This window comes from Enterobacter cloacae complex sp. SHL001 (assembly GCF_049236825.1).
Taxonomy (GTDB): domain Bacteria; phylum Pseudomonadota; class Gammaproteobacteria; order Enterobacterales; family Enterobacteriaceae; genus Enterobacter; species Enterobacter hormaechei_C.
The window spans coordinates 728,418-746,411 of sequence record NZ_JBMKIP010000001.1; the positions used below are offsets into that span (position 1 = coordinate 728,418).

Annotated in this window: 19 protein-coding genes and 1 riboswitch; of the genes, 7 read left to right on the forward strand and 12 right to left on the reverse strand. The window is 58.2% G+C overall.

Annotated features, from left to right (window positions below; translation table 11 throughout):
• Position 1 precedes the first annotated feature (1 nt).
• Positions 2–1,108 carry an ABC transporter permease gene (locus ACOTYH_RS03570; protein ID WP_017384932.1) on the forward strand — a complete coding sequence of 369 codons (1,107 nt, stop codon included), beginning with the start codon at positions 2–4 and terminating at the stop codon, positions 1,106–1,108.
• Here ACOTYH_RS03570 and ACOTYH_RS03575 read toward each other — a convergent pair.
• Entirely contained in the window at positions 1,070–1,480 is a 411-nt protein-coding gene (locus ACOTYH_RS03575; protein ID WP_003858499.1) for a YbhQ family protein, read from the reverse strand. The two genes, ACOTYH_RS03570 and ACOTYH_RS03575, sit on opposite strands and share 39 nt — an antisense overlap.
• A 133-nt stretch (positions 1,481–1,613) precedes the next feature.
• Between ACOTYH_RS03575 and ACOTYH_RS03580 the strand changes: the two genes are divergently transcribed.
• The 3 genes from ACOTYH_RS03580 to ACOTYH_RS03590 are packed head-to-tail and all read left to right on the forward strand — an operon-like array spanning position 1,614 to position 4,572.
• On the forward strand, positions 1,614–2,375 hold the full coding sequence (locus ACOTYH_RS03580; RefSeq protein ID WP_017384933.1) for an endonuclease/exonuclease/phosphatase family protein: 762 nt from the start codon (positions 1,614–1,616) through the stop codon (positions 2,373–2,375).
• Positions 2,372–3,610, forward strand: coding sequence for a cardiolipin synthase ClsB (gene clsB, locus ACOTYH_RS03585; protein WP_015571079.1), 1,239 nt, complete (start codon positions 2,372–2,374; stop codon positions 3,608–3,610). Before ACOTYH_RS03580 ends, clsB begins: the two co-directional genes overlap by 4 nt.
• A complete protein-coding gene (locus ACOTYH_RS03590; protein WP_015571080.1) occupies positions 3,610–4,572 on the forward strand; it encodes a lysylphosphatidylglycerol synthase domain-containing protein in 963 nt (320 codons plus the stop codon). The genes clsB and ACOTYH_RS03590 overlap by 1 nt, the downstream gene beginning before the upstream one ends.
• Positions 4,573–4,698: 126 nt before the next feature.
• Here ACOTYH_RS03590 and ACOTYH_RS03595 read toward each other — a convergent pair whose 3' ends face one another.
• The 6 genes from ACOTYH_RS03595 to moaA all read right to left on the reverse strand — a co-directional run bounded on the left by ACOTYH_RS03595 (position 4,699) and on the right by moaA (position 8,172).
• Positions 4,699–5,406 carry a Bax inhibitor-1/YccA family protein gene (locus ACOTYH_RS03595; protein ID WP_015571081.1) on the reverse strand — a complete coding sequence of 236 codons (708 nt, stop codon included), beginning with the start codon at positions 5,404–5,406 and terminating at the stop codon, positions 4,699–4,701.
• 58 nt (positions 5,407–5,464) lie between these two features.
• Positions 5,465–5,917: a molybdopterin synthase catalytic subunit MoaE gene (gene moaE / locus ACOTYH_RS03600; RefSeq protein ID WP_015571082.1), complete on the reverse strand. Its 453-nt coding sequence runs from the start codon at positions 5,915–5,917 to the stop codon at positions 5,465–5,467.
• A 1-nt stretch (position 5,918) separates the two neighbouring features.
• A complete protein-coding gene (moaD, locus tag ACOTYH_RS03605) occupies positions 5,919–6,164 on the reverse strand; it encodes a molybdopterin synthase sulfur carrier subunit (protein WP_040117401.1) in 246 nt (81 codons plus the stop codon).
• Positions 6,157–6,642, reverse strand: coding sequence for a cyclic pyranopterin monophosphate synthase MoaC (gene moaC, locus ACOTYH_RS03610; protein WP_006809528.1), 486 nt, complete (start codon positions 6,640–6,642; stop codon positions 6,157–6,159). The genes moaD and moaC overlap by 8 nt, the downstream gene beginning before the upstream one ends.
• A 3-nt stretch (positions 6,643–6,645) precedes the next feature.
• Positions 6,646–7,158, reverse strand: coding sequence for a molybdenum cofactor biosynthesis protein B (gene moaB, locus ACOTYH_RS03615; protein WP_015571084.1), 513 nt, complete (start codon positions 7,156–7,158; stop codon positions 6,646–6,648).
• A 24-nt stretch (positions 7,159–7,182) separates the two neighbouring features.
• Positions 7,183–8,172 carry a GTP 3',8-cyclase MoaA gene (gene moaA / locus ACOTYH_RS03620; protein WP_017384935.1) on the reverse strand — a complete coding sequence of 330 codons (990 nt, stop codon included), beginning with the start codon at positions 8,170–8,172 and terminating at the stop codon, positions 7,183–7,185.
• Positions 8,160–8,293, reverse strand: a riboswitch (molybdenum cofactor riboswitch). Its footprint overlaps the gene before it by 13 nt.
• A gap of 226 nt (positions 8,294–8,519) precedes the next feature.
• On the opposite strand from moaA, the gene yvcK reads away from it, so the two are divergent.
• A complete protein-coding gene (gene yvcK, locus ACOTYH_RS03625) occupies positions 8,520–9,428 on the forward strand; it encodes a uridine diphosphate-N-acetylglucosamine-binding protein YvcK (RefSeq protein ID WP_017384936.1) in 909 nt (302 codons plus the stop codon).
• A 78-nt stretch (positions 9,429–9,506) separates the two neighbouring features.
• Here yvcK and uvrB read toward each other — a convergent pair whose 3' ends face one another.
• Positions 9,507–11,522 (reverse strand): excinuclease ABC subunit UvrB, encoded by a 2,016-nt coding sequence (gene uvrB / locus ACOTYH_RS03630; protein ID WP_023303330.1) that lies wholly within the window; start codon positions 11,520–11,522, stop codon positions 9,507–9,509.
• A gap of 748 nt (positions 11,523–12,270) precedes the next feature.
• Between uvrB and ACOTYH_RS03635 the strand changes: the two genes are divergently transcribed.
• Positions 12,271–12,993 (forward strand): ABC transporter ATP-binding protein, encoded by a 723-nt coding sequence (locus tag ACOTYH_RS03635; RefSeq protein WP_015571086.1) that lies wholly within the window; start codon positions 12,271–12,273, stop codon positions 12,991–12,993.
• Here the strand turns inward: ACOTYH_RS03635 and bioD are convergent.
• The 4 genes from bioD to bioB are packed head-to-tail and all read right to left on the reverse strand — an operon-like array spanning position 12,956 to position 16,583.
• Positions 12,956–13,657, reverse strand: a complete 702-nt coding sequence (bioD, locus tag ACOTYH_RS03640) for a dethiobiotin synthase (protein WP_023303329.1) — start codon at positions 13,655–13,657, stop codon at positions 12,956–12,958. The two genes, ACOTYH_RS03635 and bioD, sit on opposite strands and share 38 nt — an antisense overlap.
• The gene (gene bioC, locus ACOTYH_RS03645) at positions 13,650–14,405 is read right to left on the reverse strand and encodes a malonyl-ACP O-methyltransferase BioC (RefSeq protein WP_063413335.1); all 756 of its coding nucleotides are present in this window, start codon (positions 14,403–14,405) and stop codon (positions 13,650–13,652) included. The genes bioD and bioC overlap by 8 nt, the downstream gene beginning before the upstream one ends.
• Positions 14,389–15,546, reverse strand: coding sequence for an 8-amino-7-oxononanoate synthase (bioF, locus tag ACOTYH_RS03650; protein ID WP_045906629.1), 1,158 nt, complete (start codon positions 15,544–15,546; stop codon positions 14,389–14,391). Before bioF ends, bioC begins: the two co-directional genes overlap by 17 nt.
• Entirely contained in the window at positions 15,543–16,583 is a 1,041-nt protein-coding gene (gene bioB / locus ACOTYH_RS03655) for a biotin synthase BioB (RefSeq protein WP_017694116.1), read from the reverse strand. The genes bioF and bioB overlap by 4 nt, the downstream gene beginning before the upstream one ends.
• Positions 16,584–16,669: 86 nt before the next feature.
• On the opposite strand from bioB, the gene bioA reads away from it, so the two are divergent.
• The gene (bioA, locus tag ACOTYH_RS03660; protein ID WP_017694117.1) at positions 16,670–17,959 is read left to right on the forward strand and encodes an adenosylmethionine--8-amino-7-oxononanoate transaminase; all 1,290 of its coding nucleotides are present in this window, start codon (positions 16,670–16,672) and stop codon (positions 17,957–17,959) included.
• Positions 17,960–17,994: the final 35 nt, after the last annotated feature.

Sequence of the window (17,994 nt, forward strand, 5' to 3'; positions counted from 1 at the left end):
GATGTTTCACCGTTTATGGACATTGATCCGCAAAGAGCTGCAATCCTTGCTGCGCGAGCCGCAGACCCGCGCCATTCTGGTGCTGCCGGTGCTGCTTCAGGTTGTACTGTTTCCGTTTGCCGCCACACTGGAGGTCACCAACGCCACCATCGCCATTTACAACGAAGACAACGGCAAGCATTCCGTCGAGTTGACGCAGCGTTTCGCCCGCGCCAAAGCCTTTACCCATGTCCTGCTTCTGGAAAGCCCGCAGGCGATCCAGCCCACCATCGACACGCAGAAAGCATTATTGCTGGTGCGCTTCCCGGCGGACTTCTCCCGCAACCTGGACACATTCCAGACCGCGCCGATGCAGCTGATCCTCGACGGACGTAACTCCAACAGCGCCCAGATTGCGGCGAACTATTTGCAACAGGTGGTGAAGGATTACCAGCAGGAGCTGATGGCGGGCAAACCCAAACCCAACAACAGCGAGCTGGTGGTGCGCAACTGGTACAACCCGAACCTGGACTATAAATGGTTTGTGGTGCCGTCATTAATCGCCATGATCACCACCATTGGCGTGATGATTGTCACCTCGCTGTCCGTGGCGCGCGAACGTGAGCAAGGTACGCTGGATCAGCTGCTGGTCTCACCGCTCGCCACCTGGCAGATATTTGTCGGCAAGGCGGTGCCGGCACTGATTGTCGCGACGTTCCAGGCCACCATCGTGCTGGGGGTGGGAATATGGGCGTACCAGATCCCGTTTGCCGGATCGCTGGCGCTGTTTTACTTCACGATGGTGATTTACGGCCTGTCGCTGGTGGGGTTTGGGCTGCTGATTTCCGCGCTCTGCTCAACGCAGCAGCAGGCGTTTATCGGGGTGTTTGTCTTTATGATGCCGGCGATTTTGCTTTCAGGGTATGTTTCGCCAGTGGAGAACATGCCGGTGTGGTTACAGGATTTGACGTGGATAAACCCGATTCGTCACTTCACGGATATCACCAAGCAAATCTATCTGAAGGATGCGAGTCTGGATATTGTGTGGGGAAGTTTGTGGCCGCTACTGGTCATCGCGGCCACAACGGGCTCAGTGGCCTATGCGATGTTTAGACGAAACATCGCGTAGCTTTTTCTCTTTGGTGAGCAACGACACCACCGCAGGCCCTGCGAGGATAGCCAGACCCGCCAGGGCCAGCAGCAGGTTGTTTTGCAGCACGCGTGACAACAGCCACAGGACGATCATTGCCGCACCAAAATACCAGGTGGTGGTGAGCTCTTCGAGCACATCACCCACTTCACGCCAGCGCGCGTCGTGGTGACGCTGTAAAAACAGCATCGACAGCACGGTCACGCCGTAAACCACGCATAACCCTAAGCCGACACGCACCAGCGTGCCGCTCATCCAGCCCATCACCAGTACGGCCACGACCAGTAAATGCAACATTATCTGCCAGCAACTCAAACCGGTTGCGACACGAACGCGTTGTTGCCACTTCATGGCTTCTCTCCTGAAGGATTTTTCTCTGCTAATTCAGACTACCGCACTTTACGGAAAATTCCGTAACGCCGCATCTTTTTGTGACGCCTACTACACTTTATTTTCATCGGGATAGTCACCCAGGAAGGTGTTTATGAGCAAAAAAACGCAGCATTTCTCGCTTAAGGTGCTGACGATAAACATTCATAAGGGCTTCACAGCATTTAACCGCCGCTTCATTTTACCGGAGCTGCGCGACGCGGTACGCACCGTCAGCGCCGATATTGTCTGCCTCCAGGAGGTCATGGGCGCGCACGAAGTGCACCCGATGCATTTCGAAAACTGGCCCGACACGCCCCACTACGAGTTTCTGGCGGATACCATGTGGAGCGACTACGCCTACGGGCGCAATGCGGTCTACCCGGAGGGGCATCACGGTAACGCGGTGCTGTCGCGTTTTCCTATCGAGCATTATGAGAACCGCGACGTCTCCGTTGGCGAGAGCGAAAAACGCGGGCTGTTATACTGTCGTATCACCCCCCCGGCGCTCGATTTTCCCATTCATGTGGGCTGTGTTCATCTTGGCCTGCGTGAAGCCCACCGTCAGGCCCAGCTACAGATGCTGGCAGACTGGACCAATGCGCTGCCGGAGGGCGAGCCCGTAGTGGTGGCCGGTGATTTCAACGACTGGCGACAGCGGGCCAACCATCCGCTGAAGGTGAAGGCGGGGCTGGAGGAGATCTTTACCCGCTCACGCGGTCGTCCCGCGCGGACGTTTCCGGTGCGCTTCCCCCTGCTGCGCCTTGACCGCATTTACGTAAAAAATGCCCACGCCAGCAGCCCGACGGCGCTGGCTTTACTCAACTGGCGACATCTCTCCGACCATGCCCCACTCAGCGCGGAGATCCACTTATGAAATGCACATGGCAGGAAGGTAACCGTATTACGCTGCTGGAAAATGGCGATAACTTTTATCCGGCGGTTTTTGAGGCGATTAGCCACGCACAGCAGAAAGTCTTTCTCGAAACGTTTATCTGGTTTGAAGACGATGTGGGCAGGCAGTTGCACAGCGCACTGCTGCATGCCGCCCGTCGCGGTGTAAAAATCGAGGTTCTGCTCGACGGATATGGTTCGCCGGATCTCAGCGACGAATTTGTTAACGAGCTCACCGCCGCAGGGGTGGTGTTCCGCTATTACGATCCCGGCCCGCGTCTGTTCGGCATGCGCACCAACCTGTTCCGTCGAATGCACCGCAAAATTGTGGTGGTGGATGAAACGGTGGCCTTCGTTGGCGGCATTAACTACTCCGCCGAGCATATGTCGGATTACGGTCCCGAAGCTAAACAGGACTACGCGATCCGTATCGAAGGACCGGTGGTTCAGGACATCCAGCTGTTCGTGCTGGAAAACTTACCCGGCAAAGAGGCCGCTCGCCGCTGGTGGCGACGCCGTCATCGCCCGGAAGAGAACCGCAAGCCGGGCGAGGCGCAGGCGCTGTTCGTCTGGCGGGATAACGAGGAGCACCGGGACGATATCGAGCGTCATTACCTGAAGATGCTGGCGAACGCGAAGCGCGAGGTGATTATCGCCAACGCCTATTTCTTCCCCGGTTACCGGATTTTGCACGCCATGCGCAACGCGGCCCGACGCGGCGTGAGCGTGAAGCTTATCGTGCAGGGTGAGCCCGATATGCCGATTGTGAAGGTGGGCGCGCGTCTGCTCTATCGCTATCTGGTCAAAAGCGGCGTGCAGATCTATGAATATCGCCGCCGCCCGCTGCACGGCAAAGTCGCCGTGATGGATGACCACTGGGCGACCGTTGGCTCCAGCAACCTCGATCCGCTGAGCTTATCGCTCAATCTGGAAGCGAACCTGATCATCCACGATCGCCAGTTTAATCAGACCCTGCGCGATAACCTTCAGGGACTTATCAATAAAGACTGCGTGCGTGTGGATGAGTCCATGGTGCCAAAACGGAGCTGGTGGAACGTGGGCATCGGCGTGGTGGTGTTCCACTTCCTGCGCCACTTCCCGGCCATGGTGGGCTGGCTGCCCGCGCATACGCCGAAACTGGCGCTGGTGGATCCGCCTGTGCAACCCGAAATGGAAACCCAGGACCGCGTAGAGGCGGAAGATGGAGGGAAAACCTGATGTCGAAATCTCATCCTCGCTGGCGGCTGGCGAAAAAAATCCTGACCTGGCTATTCTTCATTGCCGTCGCGGTCCTGCTGGTGGTGTATGCCCAGAAGGTGGACTGGGAAGAGGTGTGGAAAGTTATTCGCAATTACAACCGGACAGTCCTGCTGGGGGCCGTTGGGCTGGTGATTGTGAGCTACCTGATGTACGGCTGCTATGACCTGTTGGGACGCGCCTACTGCGGACATAAGCTTGCCAAACGGCAGGTTATGCTGGTGTCATTCATCTGCTATGCCTTTAACCTGACGCTGAGCACCTGGGTGGGCGGGATTGGTATGCGCTATCGCCTGTACTCCCGCCTTGGCTTACCGGGCGGCACCATCACGCGTATTTTCTCCTTAAGCATCACCACCAACTGGCTGGGGTATATCCTGCTGGGCGGGGTGATTTTCACCATCGGCGTGGTGCAGCTGCCTGCGCACTGGTACATCGATGAGGCTACCCTGCGCATCCTGGGCATCGTACTGCTGCTGATCATCGCCGCCTACCTGTGGGCCTGCGCCTTTGCCAAACGTCGTCACATGACCATTAAAGGCCAGAAGCTGGTGCTGCCGTCATGGAAGTTTGCCGTCCTGCAAATGGTGGTTTCCAGCGCTAACTGGATGGCGATGGGGGCCATTATCTGGCTGTTGATTGGCGAAGATGTGAACTACTTCTTCGTGCTGGGCGTGCTGCTGGTAAGCAGTATTGCCGGGGTGATTGTGCATATTCCGGCGGGTATTGGCGTACTGGAGGCGGTGTTTATCGCGCTGCTTGCGGGGGAGCATGTGTCTCACGGGACGATTATCGCCGCCCTGCTCGCGTACCGCATGATCTACTACTTCCTGCCGCTGGCGCTGGCAACGGTCTGTTATCTGGTGCTGGAGAGTCGGGCGAAGAAGCTGCGCGCGAAGAACGAGAGGATGTTGGCGAAGTGAGTTGTGTCGGGTAGCGCTGCGGTCTGATGCCCTCACCCCGGCCCTCTCCCACGGGGAGAGGGAGAAAAGCCCGCACCGTGCAATCCCCTCTCCCTGAGGGAGAGGGTTAGGGTGAGGGGGAAATAACTAGCGACGGTTGCCGAAGATACGCAGCAGCATCAGGAACAGGTTGATGAAGTCCAGATAAAGCGTCAGCGCGCCCAGAATCGAGTATTTGCGCAGGTTTGAACTGTCGCGAACATCAATTTGTTCACCGATGTTTTTCAGCTTCTGGGTGTCGTAAGCGGTTAAGCCCACGAAGATCACCACCCCGATATAGGTCACCGCCCACATCAGCGCGTCACTCTTCAGCCACAGGTTCACCAGCGACGCCAGCACAATCCCAATCAGCCCCATAAACAGCATGTTGCCGAAGCCGCTCAGGTCACGTTTGGTGGTGTAACCGTACAGGCTCATCACACCGAACATCCCGCCGGTCACCACAAACGTGCTGGCGATGGAAGAGTAGGTGTAAACGATGAAAATACTGGAAAGCGTCAGCCCGGTCAGCGCCGAATAGAGCATAAACAGCGTGGTCGCCATACCCGCACTGAGCTTGTGCACCAGCCCGGAGAGCACGAACACCAGCGCCAGTTGCGCAATAATCAGCCCAAAGAAGGTGATTTTGCTTGAGAAGATAAACATCATCAGTTCAGGCGTGTTTGCCGCATACCAAGCGATAAACGCGGTAAGCAGCAGGCCAACCGTCATCCAGCCATACACCTGAGCCATGTAGGTTTGCAGCCCGCTACGGGTCTGCTGAACTATCGAATCGGAACGCGGAAATCGGTCCATGATTCACTCCTGATTAAGTAAACACACACGTTAAGAGTAACACATCCGCGTAAACCAACTACCAACGGCTGGCGGCATGTTTATCGCTGTCGCGTGATTCCACCCAGCGCTCACCTTCCGGCGTCGCTTCACGCTTCCAGAACGGCGCTTTGGTTTTAAGGTAATCCATGATGAACTCCCCCGCCGCAAAAGCACTCCCGCGATGGGCGCTGGTGACGCCGACAAACACAATCTCTTCGCCGGGCCACATTTCGCCGATGCGATGGATAACCGTAACGCGCCCCAGCGGCCAGCGGCCTCGCGCCTCTTCGACAATGGCCGCCAGCGATTTTTCGGTCATTCCCGGATAGTGCTCCAGCGTCAGCGCTTTTACGCTGTCCCCGAGATTATGATTACGCACTTTCCCGGTAAACGTCACGACCGCGCCGTCTTCGTCGCGCCCGGCCAGCCAGTCATATTCCGTGCCCACGTTAAAACGCTCATGGCCGACCAGAATTCGGGTTTCCGTCATCTTAACCCCCTGTGACCGGCGGGAAGAAGGCCACTTCGTCCCCATCGGCCAGCGGGTGGGTTAACTCCACCAGCGTCTGGTTCACGGCGGCCAGCAGTTTGCCTTCGTCCAGCGCCAGCGCCCAGCGGTCGCCTTGCGCCGCCAGATGCGCACGCAGGGCGGCGACATTTTCGAAAGCGCCGTCCAGCGTCAGGCTGTCGGTATTGACCAGCTCACGCACCTGGGCAAAAAAGAGCACCTTAATCATGGCTTTCCACCTTAAAATCACCGGATTTGCCGCCGCTTTTTGCCAGCAGACGCACCGGGCCAATCACCATATCTTTCTGCACCGCTTTACACATATCGTAGATGGTCAGCGCCGCCACGGAGGCCGCCGTCAACGCCTCCATCTCCACGCCGGTTTTCCCGGTTAAGCGGCACAGGGACTCGATACGCACGCGGTTATGCTCCGGCTGTGCCTGCAAATTTACCTCCACTTTGCTGAGCATCAGCGGATGGCAGAGCGGGATGAGGTCCCAGGTACGTTTAGCGGCCTGAATACCGGCGATGCGGGCGGTGGCAAACACATCACCCTTGTGATGGCTACCGTCGATAATCATCGCCAGCGTCTCCGGCAGCATGGTGACGAACGCTTCAGCACGCGCCTCGCGCACCGTTTCGGCTTTGGCGGAGACATCCACCATATGCGCTTCGCCAGCGGCGTTAATGTGGGTCAGTTGTGACATAGCTTATTTCTTTAAATGGGGATGGAAATTACACGGACGGGTACGGGCATCCAGCTGCGGGGCAATAATGTTTTCCCACGCGGTGCGGCAGGCTTTGGTCGACCCCGGCATGGCGAAGATCAGCGTCTTGTTCGCCACCCCCGCGACGGCACGGGACTGAAGCGTAGAGGTGCCAATCTCTTCAAACGAGAGCATGCGGAACACTTCGCCGAAGCCTTCCACTTCGCGATCGAACAGCGGGAGCAGCGCTTCCGGCGCCTGGTCGCCTGCGGTAAAGCCGGTACCGCCAGTGATCAGCACCACCTGGACGTCATCACCCGCAATCCACTGTGAGACCTGAGCGCGAATGGCGTAACGGTTTTCTTTGACGATCGCTTTATCAACAATCTGGTGTCCGGCTTCGTGTGCCGCCTCGCGCAGCCAGTGGCCAGAGGTATCATCCTCTTCACCACGACGTTCGGAAACGGTAAGAATAGCAATGCGTGTCGGGATAAATTCCGCGCTTACCTGACTCATCTTCTGGTTCCTTCTAAAGCCTGATTACCCGCCGATATAGGACAGGTTCTGAGTAATGCCGGTGTTGCCCTGATGCAGGAAATGGGTCTGCTTTTTGTGCGTCAGCGCCTCGGAAATACGTGCTTCAAGCGCGTCCTGCTGGGCGTCATCTTCCAGCAAATCGCGTAGATCGACGCCGCCATCCCCGAACAGGCAAAGATGGAGCTTGCCGACGGAGGAGACGCGCAGGCGGTTGCAGCTGGCACAGAAGTCTTTTTCATAGGGCATGATCAGGCCGATTTCGCCTTCATAATCCGGATGACAAAAGACCTGCGCCGGGCCATCGCTGCGCTGGCGGATCTGGTGGATCCAGCCGCGTTTCAGCAGTTCGTCGCGCAGAACCATGCCGGAGATATGATGGCGACGGAACAGCTCACTGCCCTCCCCGGTCTCCATCAGCTCAATAAAACGCAGTTGAATGCGGCGCGGTTTGATCCACGCCAGGAATGTGTCCAGCTGATGGTGGTTCACATCACGCATCAACACGGTGTTGACTTTGACCTTGTCGAAACCGGCGGTGAACGCGGCATCGATGCCGTCCATCACCTGCTGGAACTTGTCCTGGCCGGTAATGGCGTGGAACTGACGGGCGTCCAGGCTATCGACGCTGACGTTGATCGCCGTCAGCCCCGCATCGCGCCAGTTCGCCACGTCACGCGCCATGCGGTAACCGTTGGTGGTCACCGCGATCTGGCGGATACGTTCGTTTTCACGCACGGCGGCAATGATGTCAGGGAAATCACGGCGCAGGGAGGGCTCTCCCCCGGTAAGACGCACTTTTTCCGTGCCAAGTTCAGAGAACGCGCGCGTGACGCGGCGTACTTCATCCACGGAGAGAAAGCCATTATTGGTGACGCTGCCCGGCTTGTAGCCATCGGGCAGGCAGTAGGTGCAACGGAAGTTACACACGTCGGTAATCGACAAACGTAAGTAGAAAAACTTACGCGCGAAAGCATCAGTAAGTTGTGAAGCCATGTACACCTTTCCAGATCGGGAGGCACAGTCATTTCTTTCTGTACCCTGGTGGCAAATCCGCCACGGCCAGGGCGCCATATCTCTCGACACAGGCGCCAGGGCTAGAGTGTATGTTTTCAGTTTTGAAAACGTGGTTATGGCGATAGTAGCGTGGAAATCGCCACTTCGCCATTGTCGCTTTTCGCTATATAAATTTATATATAACGATGTTATCGTGCATTTTCACTACAGAATACGCAAAAACAGCGCTTTCGCATTGATATACGTCATTATGGTTTGTGAGAGGCATCGTCTTTTAGGAGTAGTTGCGTTACTGTGACGCAAGCTTAACAGGATAAGGAATAGGTATGCGCAATCGCACTTTTGCGGATCTGGACCGTGTGGTCGCTCTTGGCGGAGGTCACGGTCTGGGACGCGTGATGTCGTCGTTATCGTCACTGGGCTCGCGCCTGACTGGCATCGTGACAACAACGGACAACGGCGGCTCAACCGGGCGGATCCGACGTGCTGAAGGCGGGATTGCCTGGGGTGACATGCGCAATTGCCTCAACCAGCTTATCACGGAGCCAAGCGTGGCCTCGGCGATGTTTGAGTACCGTTTTGGCGGGAATGGTGAACTTTCAGGCCATAACCTTGGAAATCTGATGTTAAAGGCACTTGATCACCTGAGCGTGCGCCCTCTGGAAGCGATCAATTTAATTCGTAACCTGTTAAAGGTGGATGCATTCCTGATCCCGATGTCTGAACAGCCGGTGGATTTAATGGCGATCGATGCCGACGATCACGAAGTGTATGGTGAAGTGAATATCGACCAGCTTCTTCTTCCGCCAAAAGAGCTGATGACCTACCCCAGCGTACCCGCAACGCGTGAAGCGGTAGAAGCGATTGCCGAGGCCGATCTGATCCTGATTGGGCCGGGAAGTTTTTACACCAGCCTGATGCCGATCCTGCTGGTGAAAGAGCTGGCGCAGGCGCTGCGCAGAACGCCTGCGCCCATGGTCTATATCGGTAATTTAGGCCGCGAACTCAGCCCGGCGGCGGCAAGCCTGTCGCTGGCGGATAAGCTGGACCTGATGGAACAGTACGTTGGTAAGAAAATTATCGATGGTGTCGTGGTCGGGCCGAAAGTGGATGTATCGGGGATTGGCGATCGCGTGGTGGTGCAGGAGCCGCTGGAAGCCAGCGATATTAAATATCGCCACGACCGCCATCTGCTGCGCGAGGCGCTGGAGAAGGCGATTCAGGCATTAGGTTAGGTTCGTTTTGTGCGGCCTGATGCCCTCACCCCGGCCCTCTCCCACAGGGAGAGGGCGAAAACGCCACCGGGCAAAAAACTACGATGCCGCAATAAACAGATCCCGCAGCTGATGCAGCTGATCGCGGATTTGCGCGGCCTCTTCGAACTCCAGGTTCTGCGCATGCTGCATCATCTGCCCTTCCAGCTCGTGGATCTTCTGCTGCAACGCTTTCGGCGTCAGCGCGACGGTATCCTCTTCCACCACTGAACGGGCCTTGCTGCGGCCTTTCGCTTTGGTCTTCGCAATGTTCTGACCCAGCGCCAGGATATCCACCACCTTCTTGTTCAGCCCCTGCGGCGTGATGCCGTGCTCTTCGTTGTAGCGCTGCTGCTTCTCGCGACGACGTTCCGTTTCGCCAATCGCTTTGGCCATCGACGGGGTGATTTTATCCCCGTACAGGATCGCCTTCCCGTTGACGTTACGCGCGGCGCGGCCAATGGTCTGGATCAGCGAGCGCTCGGAACGCAGGAAGCCCTCTTTGTCCGCGTCCAGAATCGCCACCAGCGACACCTCAGGCATATCCAGCCCTTCTCGCAGAAGGTTAATACCGACCAGCACGTCGAACTCGCCCAGACGCAGATCGCGGATGATCTCCATACGCTCCACGGTATCGATATCCGAGTGCAGATACCGCACCTTCTCGCCGTGTTCTTCCAGATACTCCGTCAAATCTTCCGCCATACGTTTGGTGAGCGTGGTAACCAGCACGCGCTCGTTGATGGCGGAGCGGGCACGTATTTCCGAGAGCAGATCGTCCACCTGCGTCGCCACCGGACGCACCTCGATAATCGGATCCAGCAGCCCGGTCGGACGCACCACCTGGTCCACCACGTCATCACCGGATTTTTCCAGCTCGTAGTTGCCCGGCGTGGCCGATACGTAGATGGTCTGCGGAGCAAGCGCCTCAAATTCTTCAAACTTCATCGGACGGTTGTCCAGCGCTGACGGCAGTCGGAACCCGTACTCCACCAGCGTCTCTTTACGCGCGCGGTCACCGCGGTACATCCCGCCGATCTGGGGGATCGTAACGTGGGATTCGTCGATCACCAGCAGGCCGTCCGCCGGAAGGTAGTCAAACAGCGTCGGCGGCGCTTCGCCCGGCCCGCGCCCGGAGAGGTAGCGCGAGTAGTTTTCGATGCCGGAGCAGTAGCCCAGCTCGTTCATCATCTCCAGATCGAACTGGGTACGCTGGCTCAGGCGCTGCTCTTCCAGCAGCTTATTGTTCGCCAGCAGCACCTTGCGGCGGTCCGCCAGCTCGGTTTTGATCTCTTCCATCGCCTGCACAATACGCTCGCGCGGCGTTACATAGTGCGTTTTCGGGTAGATGGTGAAGCGCTGGATCACCGACTCGACGTGACCGGTCAACGGATCGAACAGCGACAGGCGTTCAACCTCTTCGTCGAACAGCTCCACGCGCAGCGCCATATCGTCCGACTCCGCCGGGAAGATATCAATCACCTCGCCGCGCACGCGGAAGGTCCCGCGCTGGAACGCCTGATCGTTACGGGTGTACTGCAACTCCGCCAGACGGCGCAAAATCGCACGCTGATCGATGATCATCCCCTGCGTCAGGTGCAGCATCATCTTGAGATAGAGATCCGGATCGCCCAGGCCGTAGATCGCCGACACCGAGGCCACCACCACCACATCACGACGCTCCAGCAGCGCCTTGGTCGCCGACAAACGCATCTGCTCGATATGTTCGTTCACCGAGGCATCTTTCTCGATAAACGTGTCGGAGCTGGGAACGTAGGCTTCCGGCTGGTAGTAGTCGTAGTAGGAGACGAAATACTCCACCGCGTTTTCCGGGAAGAACTCTTTCATCTCACCATACAGCTGCGCCGCCAGCGTTTTGTTCGGCGCGAGAACCATCGTCGGACGCTGGAGATCGGCAATGACGTTGGCAATGGTGAAGGTTTTGCCCGAACCGGTAACCCCCAGCAGGGTCTGGTGCGCCAGCCCGTCCTCCAGCCCCTCTTCCAGGCGACGAATAGCCTCGGGCTGATCCCCGGAAGGACGGAAAGCAGAATTCAGTTTAAACGGTTTACTCATGGGCGACGACCTGATGACAGAATAAGCGGCAGGTGAGTAATTTTACTCGTTGTGGCCAGGATTGCCAGTAAAAAACACTGGATGAAAAACCAGTAGCGTGTCAGGATATTTAGCGTAGCGCAGAGAGGATTAGTGCGTTCGCGAGCCAAATTTCGACTGTGACAAAATAAAACACCAGCCTCAGGGGGTTATCCCCAGAACTATTACTTTTTTAACATTTGTCAAGGGCGGTTATGAAAGTTTTATGGCAACAGGTCTCGCTGGCGTTGAGGGAATTGCTTTTATCTAATTCGTTAAAAAATAAAGACTAATTTATTAAGCCGCGTTTCGCATCAATTTGGTTGTAACCCGCGTATTCTCTCGCTTATCGCGGGTTTTCTAACTCTAATGCACAAGGTTATCCACAGGAATAGTGGATAACTGCCTCCAGCCCGTACAGCATGCACTCCAGCAAATTCCCGGTTTTTCCCACGAAGCGGCAGTAAAAAATTTTTATCACTCTTTTTTGCCTGGAAAACGTTCATTTTTTCATAAGCGACTGGCGAGATCTTAATCACAATTCTGTCATTTCTCCTGCACCACAATTCGACATACGCAGCACCAGGAGTGTGCAATTCGTATAAACGTTCAGCTTTTGATAGTGAGTTATTCCTAAAAATGGCCTTTTTTTAATCATTATGAAGTTCCTGGCAGGCGTTTTGCAGACATCACTCTGTGCATCACCCCACACATTTTTAAGGAGAGAAAGATGTTGAGTCTGCGTGCTGTAAATCAGTTTTACGGAAGCCAACATACGCTATGGAACGTGAATATCGATTTCCCGCAAGGCATCTGTACGGGCATTGTTGGCCTGCCTGGCATGGGCAAATCCACGCTTATGAACTGCATTACCGGAAAGGTGCCCGTCGAGAGCGGCACCATCATCTGGCATGAGGCTGGCGCGCCGCCGCATAACTTGCTCAACCCTGCGTCCGCATTCCCGGCGCCGCCGACGATAGGCTACGTCCCGCAGGATCGGCGAATATTTTCCCAGCTCACCGTCGATGAAAATCTGCATATCGCTATGCGGGCGACGGGGAAACCCGACCCGGCATCAAAAAGTGACGTGTATGCCCTGTTTCCGGAGCTCTATCCGCTGCGACAGAGCCGTGCCTCTGCGCTGTCCCCTGACGACCAGTATCAGCTGGCCCTCGCCAGTGCGCTGGTTAATCGTCCGCGCGTGTTGATTCTGGATGAGCCCATGCATGGCGCAGGGCACGGTTTCGCGCGCAGGCTGGGGCAGTTGCTGGTGCGGTTGAATCGGGAGCTGGGAATGACGGTGCTGTTAGCGGAGCAACAGCTGTCGTTTATCCGCCGGGTAGCGGATCGTTTCTGCATGCTCTATCGCGGACGTAACGTGGCACAGGGCCACGTTAACGAGCTGGATGACGACCTTATTGCGCACTGGATGGCGCGGGACATAAGGCGCTGAGGTCGAGATAGCGTCCGGTTTCCGCCTGCTCTGCGCCGTCGGCAAGCCACGGGATCTCGCCGAGAAACGGCGCAGGCAGCACCCGCTTCAGCGTCGCCAGATACTCAGCATGACGTTTACCCGGCGCTACCACGTCATTGGCAATCCACCCTGCCAGACGCAACCCGGCCTGCTGCACGGCCTGGGCGGTCAGCATGGCGTGATTGATACAGCCAAGCTTCACGCCAACCACCAGAATGACCGGAAGCTGCTCGGCCTGCACCCAGTCAGCAAATGTCTGCTCGTCGGACAGCGGGGTAAACCAGCCGCCAGCCCCCTCCACCAGCACCCAGTCGGCCTGCGTTTCCAGGACGCGTAACCCGGAAGAGAGCACCGAAAAATCAATCGGACGATCTTCATCGACGCTGACGATGTGCGGCGAGGTGGGTTCAGCAAAGGTATAGGGGTTCACCGCAGAATAGGCCAGCGTAAGGCTGCTGTTACGCTGTAGCGCCAGCGCATCGGTATTACGTAAGCCTTCCGGCGTCATCTCGCTGCCGGAGGCTACGGGCTTATACCCGGCCGTAGTTTTCCCCAGCAGACGCGCCGCCTGTAACAGCGCGGCGCTGGCAACCGTTTTACCGACTTCAGTGTCCGTGCCGGTAACAAAATAACGTTCAGTCACGTTCAATAATCCCATGAAAAAGATGATAAGAGAGCGGGAACCGGCCCCGCTCCTGCGGCCAGGCCAGCTCGAGACGCTGGAGTTGGCCGCGGGTAAGGGGTTTCTTCTCCCGTCCGGCGTGCAGGTGCGTCGCGCCTATGCCCTTAAGCGATCGCATGGCGCTTAACGCATCGCTAAATTCGAGGGTGACGGTCTGGACCACGCTGCGATAGCGCCAGCCTGCCAGCGCCTGAGTGACCTGTACGTGCGAGAGAAACCGGTTGGCGTGCGGCTGCGCATCCACTGCCCTCCACGCCTGATTCAGCTCTGGCAACGAACTTTCCAGCAGGGTGGTAAAGGCCACCGCTCCGCCGGGCCGCGCCACGCGGTATAGCTCGCGTAGGGCCTGCGGCAGGCTGGCGCACCACTGCACCGCCAGATGGCTCCAGACGAGGTCAAACAGCGCATCCTCCAGCGGGATGGCCTCGATATCGGCCACCAGATAACGGTCTGCTGACTGCTGCTGGCGGGCCTCATCCAGCATCTGCGTGGATAAATCCAGCGCCGTGACGTGGCTACCCGTTGCGCGCCAGTAGCGGCTATTGCCGCCAGGCCCGCAGCCAGCGTCGAGCACCTGCGCAAAACGCCCCTCACCGAGCGCGGCCAGCAGCCCGCGGGCGCTCAGGCGTTGCAGCTCATCGTGCTGTGAATAGCTTTGCGCTGCCCGGCCAAACGCAGCGGCAACGGCCTGTTTATTGACAGGAGACATACAGTGCCTCCAGAAGCGTATCGATATCCTGCGGCTCGTGCGCTGCCGTGAGCGTCAGACGCAAGCGCGCGGTGCCTGGCGGCACGGTGGGTGGGCGGATCGCCGTGACCCACTGCCCGCGCTCTCGTAGCGCCTGTGCCAGCATCAGCGCCCGAGGGTTTTCACCCACAATCACGGGCTGAATGGCGCTGTGCGAGTCGGTAAGCCGGTAAGGCAGTGCGCTTACCCCCCGGCGAAAACGCTGAATATGGTCGGCCAGGCGCGCCCGGCGTTCAGCGCCGTCTTCGCCGCGGATCACCGCAAGCGACGCAGAGAGCGCCACGGCCTGCGCCGGGGGCATGCTGGTGCTGTAGATCAGGTGCCGGGCGAACTGCACCAGGTAATCGGCCACCGGCTCGCTGCACAACACCGCGGCGCCGCTGACGCCAAAGCCTTTGCCGAAAGTGACCACCAGCAGTTCCGGCCTGACGCGTTGCTGGTGCGCGCTTCCGCGCCCCTCCTCGCCGGTGACGCCAATGCCGTGGGCATCGTCGACCAGCAGCCAGGCGTTCTGCTGTTTTGCGACGTCATGCAAAGTGGCAAGCGGCGCGCTGTCGCCGTCCATGCTGAATACCCCTTCCGTCACCGCCAGCTGAAGCCCTGAACAGGGTTTACCCAGCAGGACGTTCAGCTGAGAGGCATCGTTATGGGCAAAACGCCGCAGCTGCGCCGGGCTGAGACTGGCCGCTTCAAGCAGGGACGCGTGGCTCAGGCGGTCCGCGGTGATGCGGTCGTCTTTGCCCATCAGGGCGGCAATCACCGCCTGATTCGCGGCAAAACCGGAGATAAACAGCAGCGCCCGCGGGTAGCCCAGCCAGTCGGCCAGCTCTTCCTCCAGCGCCTGATGCGCCGTGGTGTAGCCGCTGACGTGCCCGGAGCCACCGCTGCCCACGCCGTAACGATCCGCGCCCTGCTGCCAGGCGCGAACGATCTGCGGGTGCTGGCTCAGGCCCAGATAATCGTTGCTGGAGAAATTACAGAACCGCTCTCCTTCCCGGGAGAGAAAACGGCCTGCACCGTTTTCCACTACCCTGCGCACCCGAAACGCATCCGCCGCCCGCCGCTCGTCGAGCGCGGTCCTGATACGTGCCTGCCAGGTCATACGGCTGCCGCGTTGTAGAACTGGTCGGTGTCGGCGTTAAAAATCTGCTGCTCCAGCTGCTGCTGTTGCTCGTTATCCCCCGCCTGTACCTCGGTCTGGTGTGGGTTCAGCCCCAGCTTGCGGAACAGCTGGACATCTTTGTCCTCTTCCGGGTTTGGCGTGGTCAGCAGTTTGCAGCCGTAGAAGATAGAGTTGGCCCCGGCCATGAAGCACATCGCCTGGGTCTGCTCGCTCATCTGCTCGCGACCGGCAGAGAGGCGAACATAAGAGGTCGGCATCATGATGCGCGCCACCGCGATGGTGCGGATGAAATCGAAGGCATCCACGTCCTCGTTATCCGCCAGCGGCGTGCCTTTTACCTTCACCAGCATGTTGATGGGCACGCTTTCCGGCGGGGTCGGCAGGTTTGCCAGCTGTAACAGCAGGCCGGCACGATCTTTTACCGTCTCGCCCAGTCCCACGATCCCGCCGGAACAGACCTTGATCCCCGCATCACGCACTTTATCCAGCGTGTCCAGACGCTCCTGATAGGTGCGCGTGGTGATGATGTTGCCGTAGAATTCCGGCGAGGTATCGAGGTTGTGGTTATAGTAATCCAGCCCCGCCGCCGAGAGACGCTGCGCCTGCTCTTCGTTCAGCGTACCCAGGGTCATGCAGGCTTCAAGCCCCATCGCCTTCACCCCCTTCACCATCTGCTCCAGATAGGGCATGTCGCGGTCATGCGGATTTTTCCACGCCGCGCCCATGCAGAAGCGGGTCGAGCCAGCGTTTTTGGCCTTGCGCGCGGAGTCGAGCACTTGCTCGACTTCCATCAGGCGCTCGGATTCGAGACCGGTTTTATAGCGCGCGCTTTGCGGGCAATATTTGCAGTCTTCCGGGCAAGCCCCGGTTTTGATCGACAGCAGCGTGCTGACCTGAACATGACGCGGATCGAAGTGCTGGCGGTGCACCTGTTGCGCCTCAAACATCAGCTCCAGGAAAGGTTTGTTGAATAATTCAGTGACTTGCGACATCGTCCAGCGTGCGTGGTGAGCCATCGGGCTTCTCCAAAGGGTTTTGTTAATTGTCGGTTCGGTTTATACTTGTAAACCTAAAACTTTTCAAAATGGTTTACAAGTCGATTATGACCCAGGACGATCTCGCCTTCGACAAGCAGCATATCTGGCACCCTTACACCTCCACGACCCGCCCCCTTCCCGTCTATCCGGTAGCCTCGGCCCACGGCTGCGAGCTGCATCTTGCCAGCGGCGAGCGGCTTGTTGACGGGATGTCCTCCTGGTGGGCGGCGATCCATGGCTACAACCACCCGCGACTGAACGCGGCGATGAAAGCGCAGATTGACCAGATGTCACACGTGATGTTTGGCGGGATCACGCATCAGCCCGCGGTGGATTTATGCCGTCGCCTGGTAGCGATGACGCCTGAATCGCTGGAGTGCGTTTTCCTGGCCGACTCCGGCTCGGTGGCCGTGGAAGTGGCGATGAAAATGGCGTTGCAGTACTGGCATGCGAAGGGCGAAACGCGCCAGCGGTTCCTTACCTTCCGCAACGGCTATCACGGCGACACTTTCGGCGCGATGTCGGTATGTGATCCGGACAACTCCATGCACAGCCTGTGGAAAGGCTATCTGCCGGAAAACCTGTTTGCGCCAGCCCCGCAGAGCCGCTTCGACGGCGAATGGAACGAGATGGACATGGTGGGCTTCGCGCGGCTGATGGCGGCCCATCGCCACGAGATTGCCGCCGTTATTCTCGAACCGATTGTGCAGGGCGCGGGCGGAATGCGGATGTACCATCCCGAGTGGCTGAAGCGCATTCGGAAGATGTGCGACCGCGAAGGGATCCTGTTGATTGCCGATGAGATCGCCACCGGCTTTGGCCGCACCGGGAAATTGTTCGCCTGCGAGCATGCGGGGATCGCGCCGGATATTCTGTGCCTGGGGAAAGCGCTCACCGGCGGCACCATGACGCTCTCCGCCACGCTTACCACCCGCCAGGTTGCCGATACCATCAGCGACGGCGACGCGGGCTGCTTTATGCACGGCCCGACGTTTATGGGCAACCCGCTGGCCTGCGCCGTGGCAAGCGAAAGCCTCGCCATTCTGGAAAGCGGCGCATGGCAGACGCAGGTGGCGGCGATTGAGGCGCAGCTGAAGCAGCAGTTAAGCGCGGCGGCGGAGGCGGAATACGTCGCGGACGTCCGCGTACTGGGCGCCATTGGGGTAATCGAGACAACGCATCCGGTGAACATGGCCGCGTTGCAGCGCTTCTTCGTTGACCAGGGCGTGTGGGTGCGACCTTTCGGTAAGCTGATTTACCTCATGCCGCCGTACAGCATTTCTGCGGATCAGCTCCGCAAGCTGACCGGGGCAGTGGTTGAAGCCGTTAACACTTCAGCGCATTTCGCGATTTAACCCCATGCGTTACACTTTCTGAATGAGTGAGTAAC

What these genes read in the sequence shown, in the direction of transcription:
- ACOTYH_RS03570 (WP_017384932.1), top strand. Translation starts at nt 2, where the DNA reads ATGTTTCACCGTTTATGGACATTGATCCGCAAAGAGCTGCAATCCTTG.
- ACOTYH_RS03575 (WP_003858499.1), bottom strand. Translation starts at nt 1,480, where the DNA reads ATGAAGTGGCAACAACGCGTTCGTGTCGCAACCGGTTTGAGTTGCTGG.
- ACOTYH_RS03580 (WP_017384933.1), top strand. Translation starts at nt 1,614, where the DNA reads ATGAGCAAAAAAACGCAGCATTTCTCGCTTAAGGTGCTGACGATAAAC.
- clsB (WP_015571079.1), top strand. Translation starts at nt 2,372, where the DNA reads ATGAAATGCACATGGCAGGAAGGTAACCGTATTACGCTGCTGGAAAAT.
- ACOTYH_RS03590 (WP_015571080.1), top strand. Translation starts at nt 3,610, where the DNA reads ATGTCGAAATCTCATCCTCGCTGGCGGCTGGCGAAAAAAATCCTGACC.
- ACOTYH_RS03595 (WP_015571081.1), bottom strand. Translation starts at nt 5,406, where the DNA reads ATGGACCGATTTCCGCGTTCCGATTCGATAGTTCAGCAGACCCGTAGC.
- moaE (WP_015571082.1), bottom strand. Translation starts at nt 5,917, where the DNA reads ATGACGGAAACCCGAATTCTGGTCGGCCATGAGCGTTTTAACGTGGGC.
- moaD (WP_040117401.1), bottom strand. Translation starts at nt 6,164, where the DNA reads ATGATTAAGGTGCTCTTTTTTGCCCAGGTGCGTGAGCTGGTCAATACC.
- moaC (WP_006809528.1), bottom strand. Translation starts at nt 6,642, where the DNA reads ATGTCACAACTGACCCACATTAACGCCGCTGGCGAAGCGCATATGGTG.
- moaB (WP_015571084.1), bottom strand. Translation starts at nt 7,158, where the DNA reads ATGAGTCAGGTAAGCGCGGAATTTATCCCGACACGCATTGCTATTCTT.
- moaA (WP_017384935.1), bottom strand. Translation starts at nt 8,172, where the DNA reads ATGGCTTCACAACTTACTGATGCTTTCGCGCGTAAGTTTTTCTACTTA.
- yvcK (WP_017384936.1), top strand. Translation starts at nt 8,520, where the DNA reads ATGCGCAATCGCACTTTTGCGGATCTGGACCGTGTGGTCGCTCTTGGC.
- uvrB (WP_023303330.1), bottom strand. Translation starts at nt 11,522, where the DNA reads ATGAGTAAACCGTTTAAACTGAATTCTGCTTTCCGTCCTTCCGGGGAT.
- ACOTYH_RS03635 (WP_015571086.1), top strand. Translation starts at nt 12,271, where the DNA reads ATGTTGAGTCTGCGTGCTGTAAATCAGTTTTACGGAAGCCAACATACG.
- bioC (WP_063413335.1), bottom strand. Translation starts at nt 14,405, where the DNA reads ATGTCTCCTGTCAATAAACAGGCCGTTGCCGCTGCGTTTGGCCGGGCA.
- bioF (WP_045906629.1), bottom strand. Translation starts at nt 15,546, where the DNA reads ATGACCTGGCAGGCACGTATCAGGACCGCGCTCGACGAGCGGCGGGCG.
- bioB (WP_017694116.1), bottom strand. Translation starts at nt 16,583, where the DNA reads ATGGCTCACCACGCACGCTGGACGATGTCGCAAGTCACTGAATTATTC.
- bioA (WP_017694117.1), top strand. Translation starts at nt 16,670, where the DNA reads ATGACCCAGGACGATCTCGCCTTCGACAAGCAGCATATCTGGCACCCT.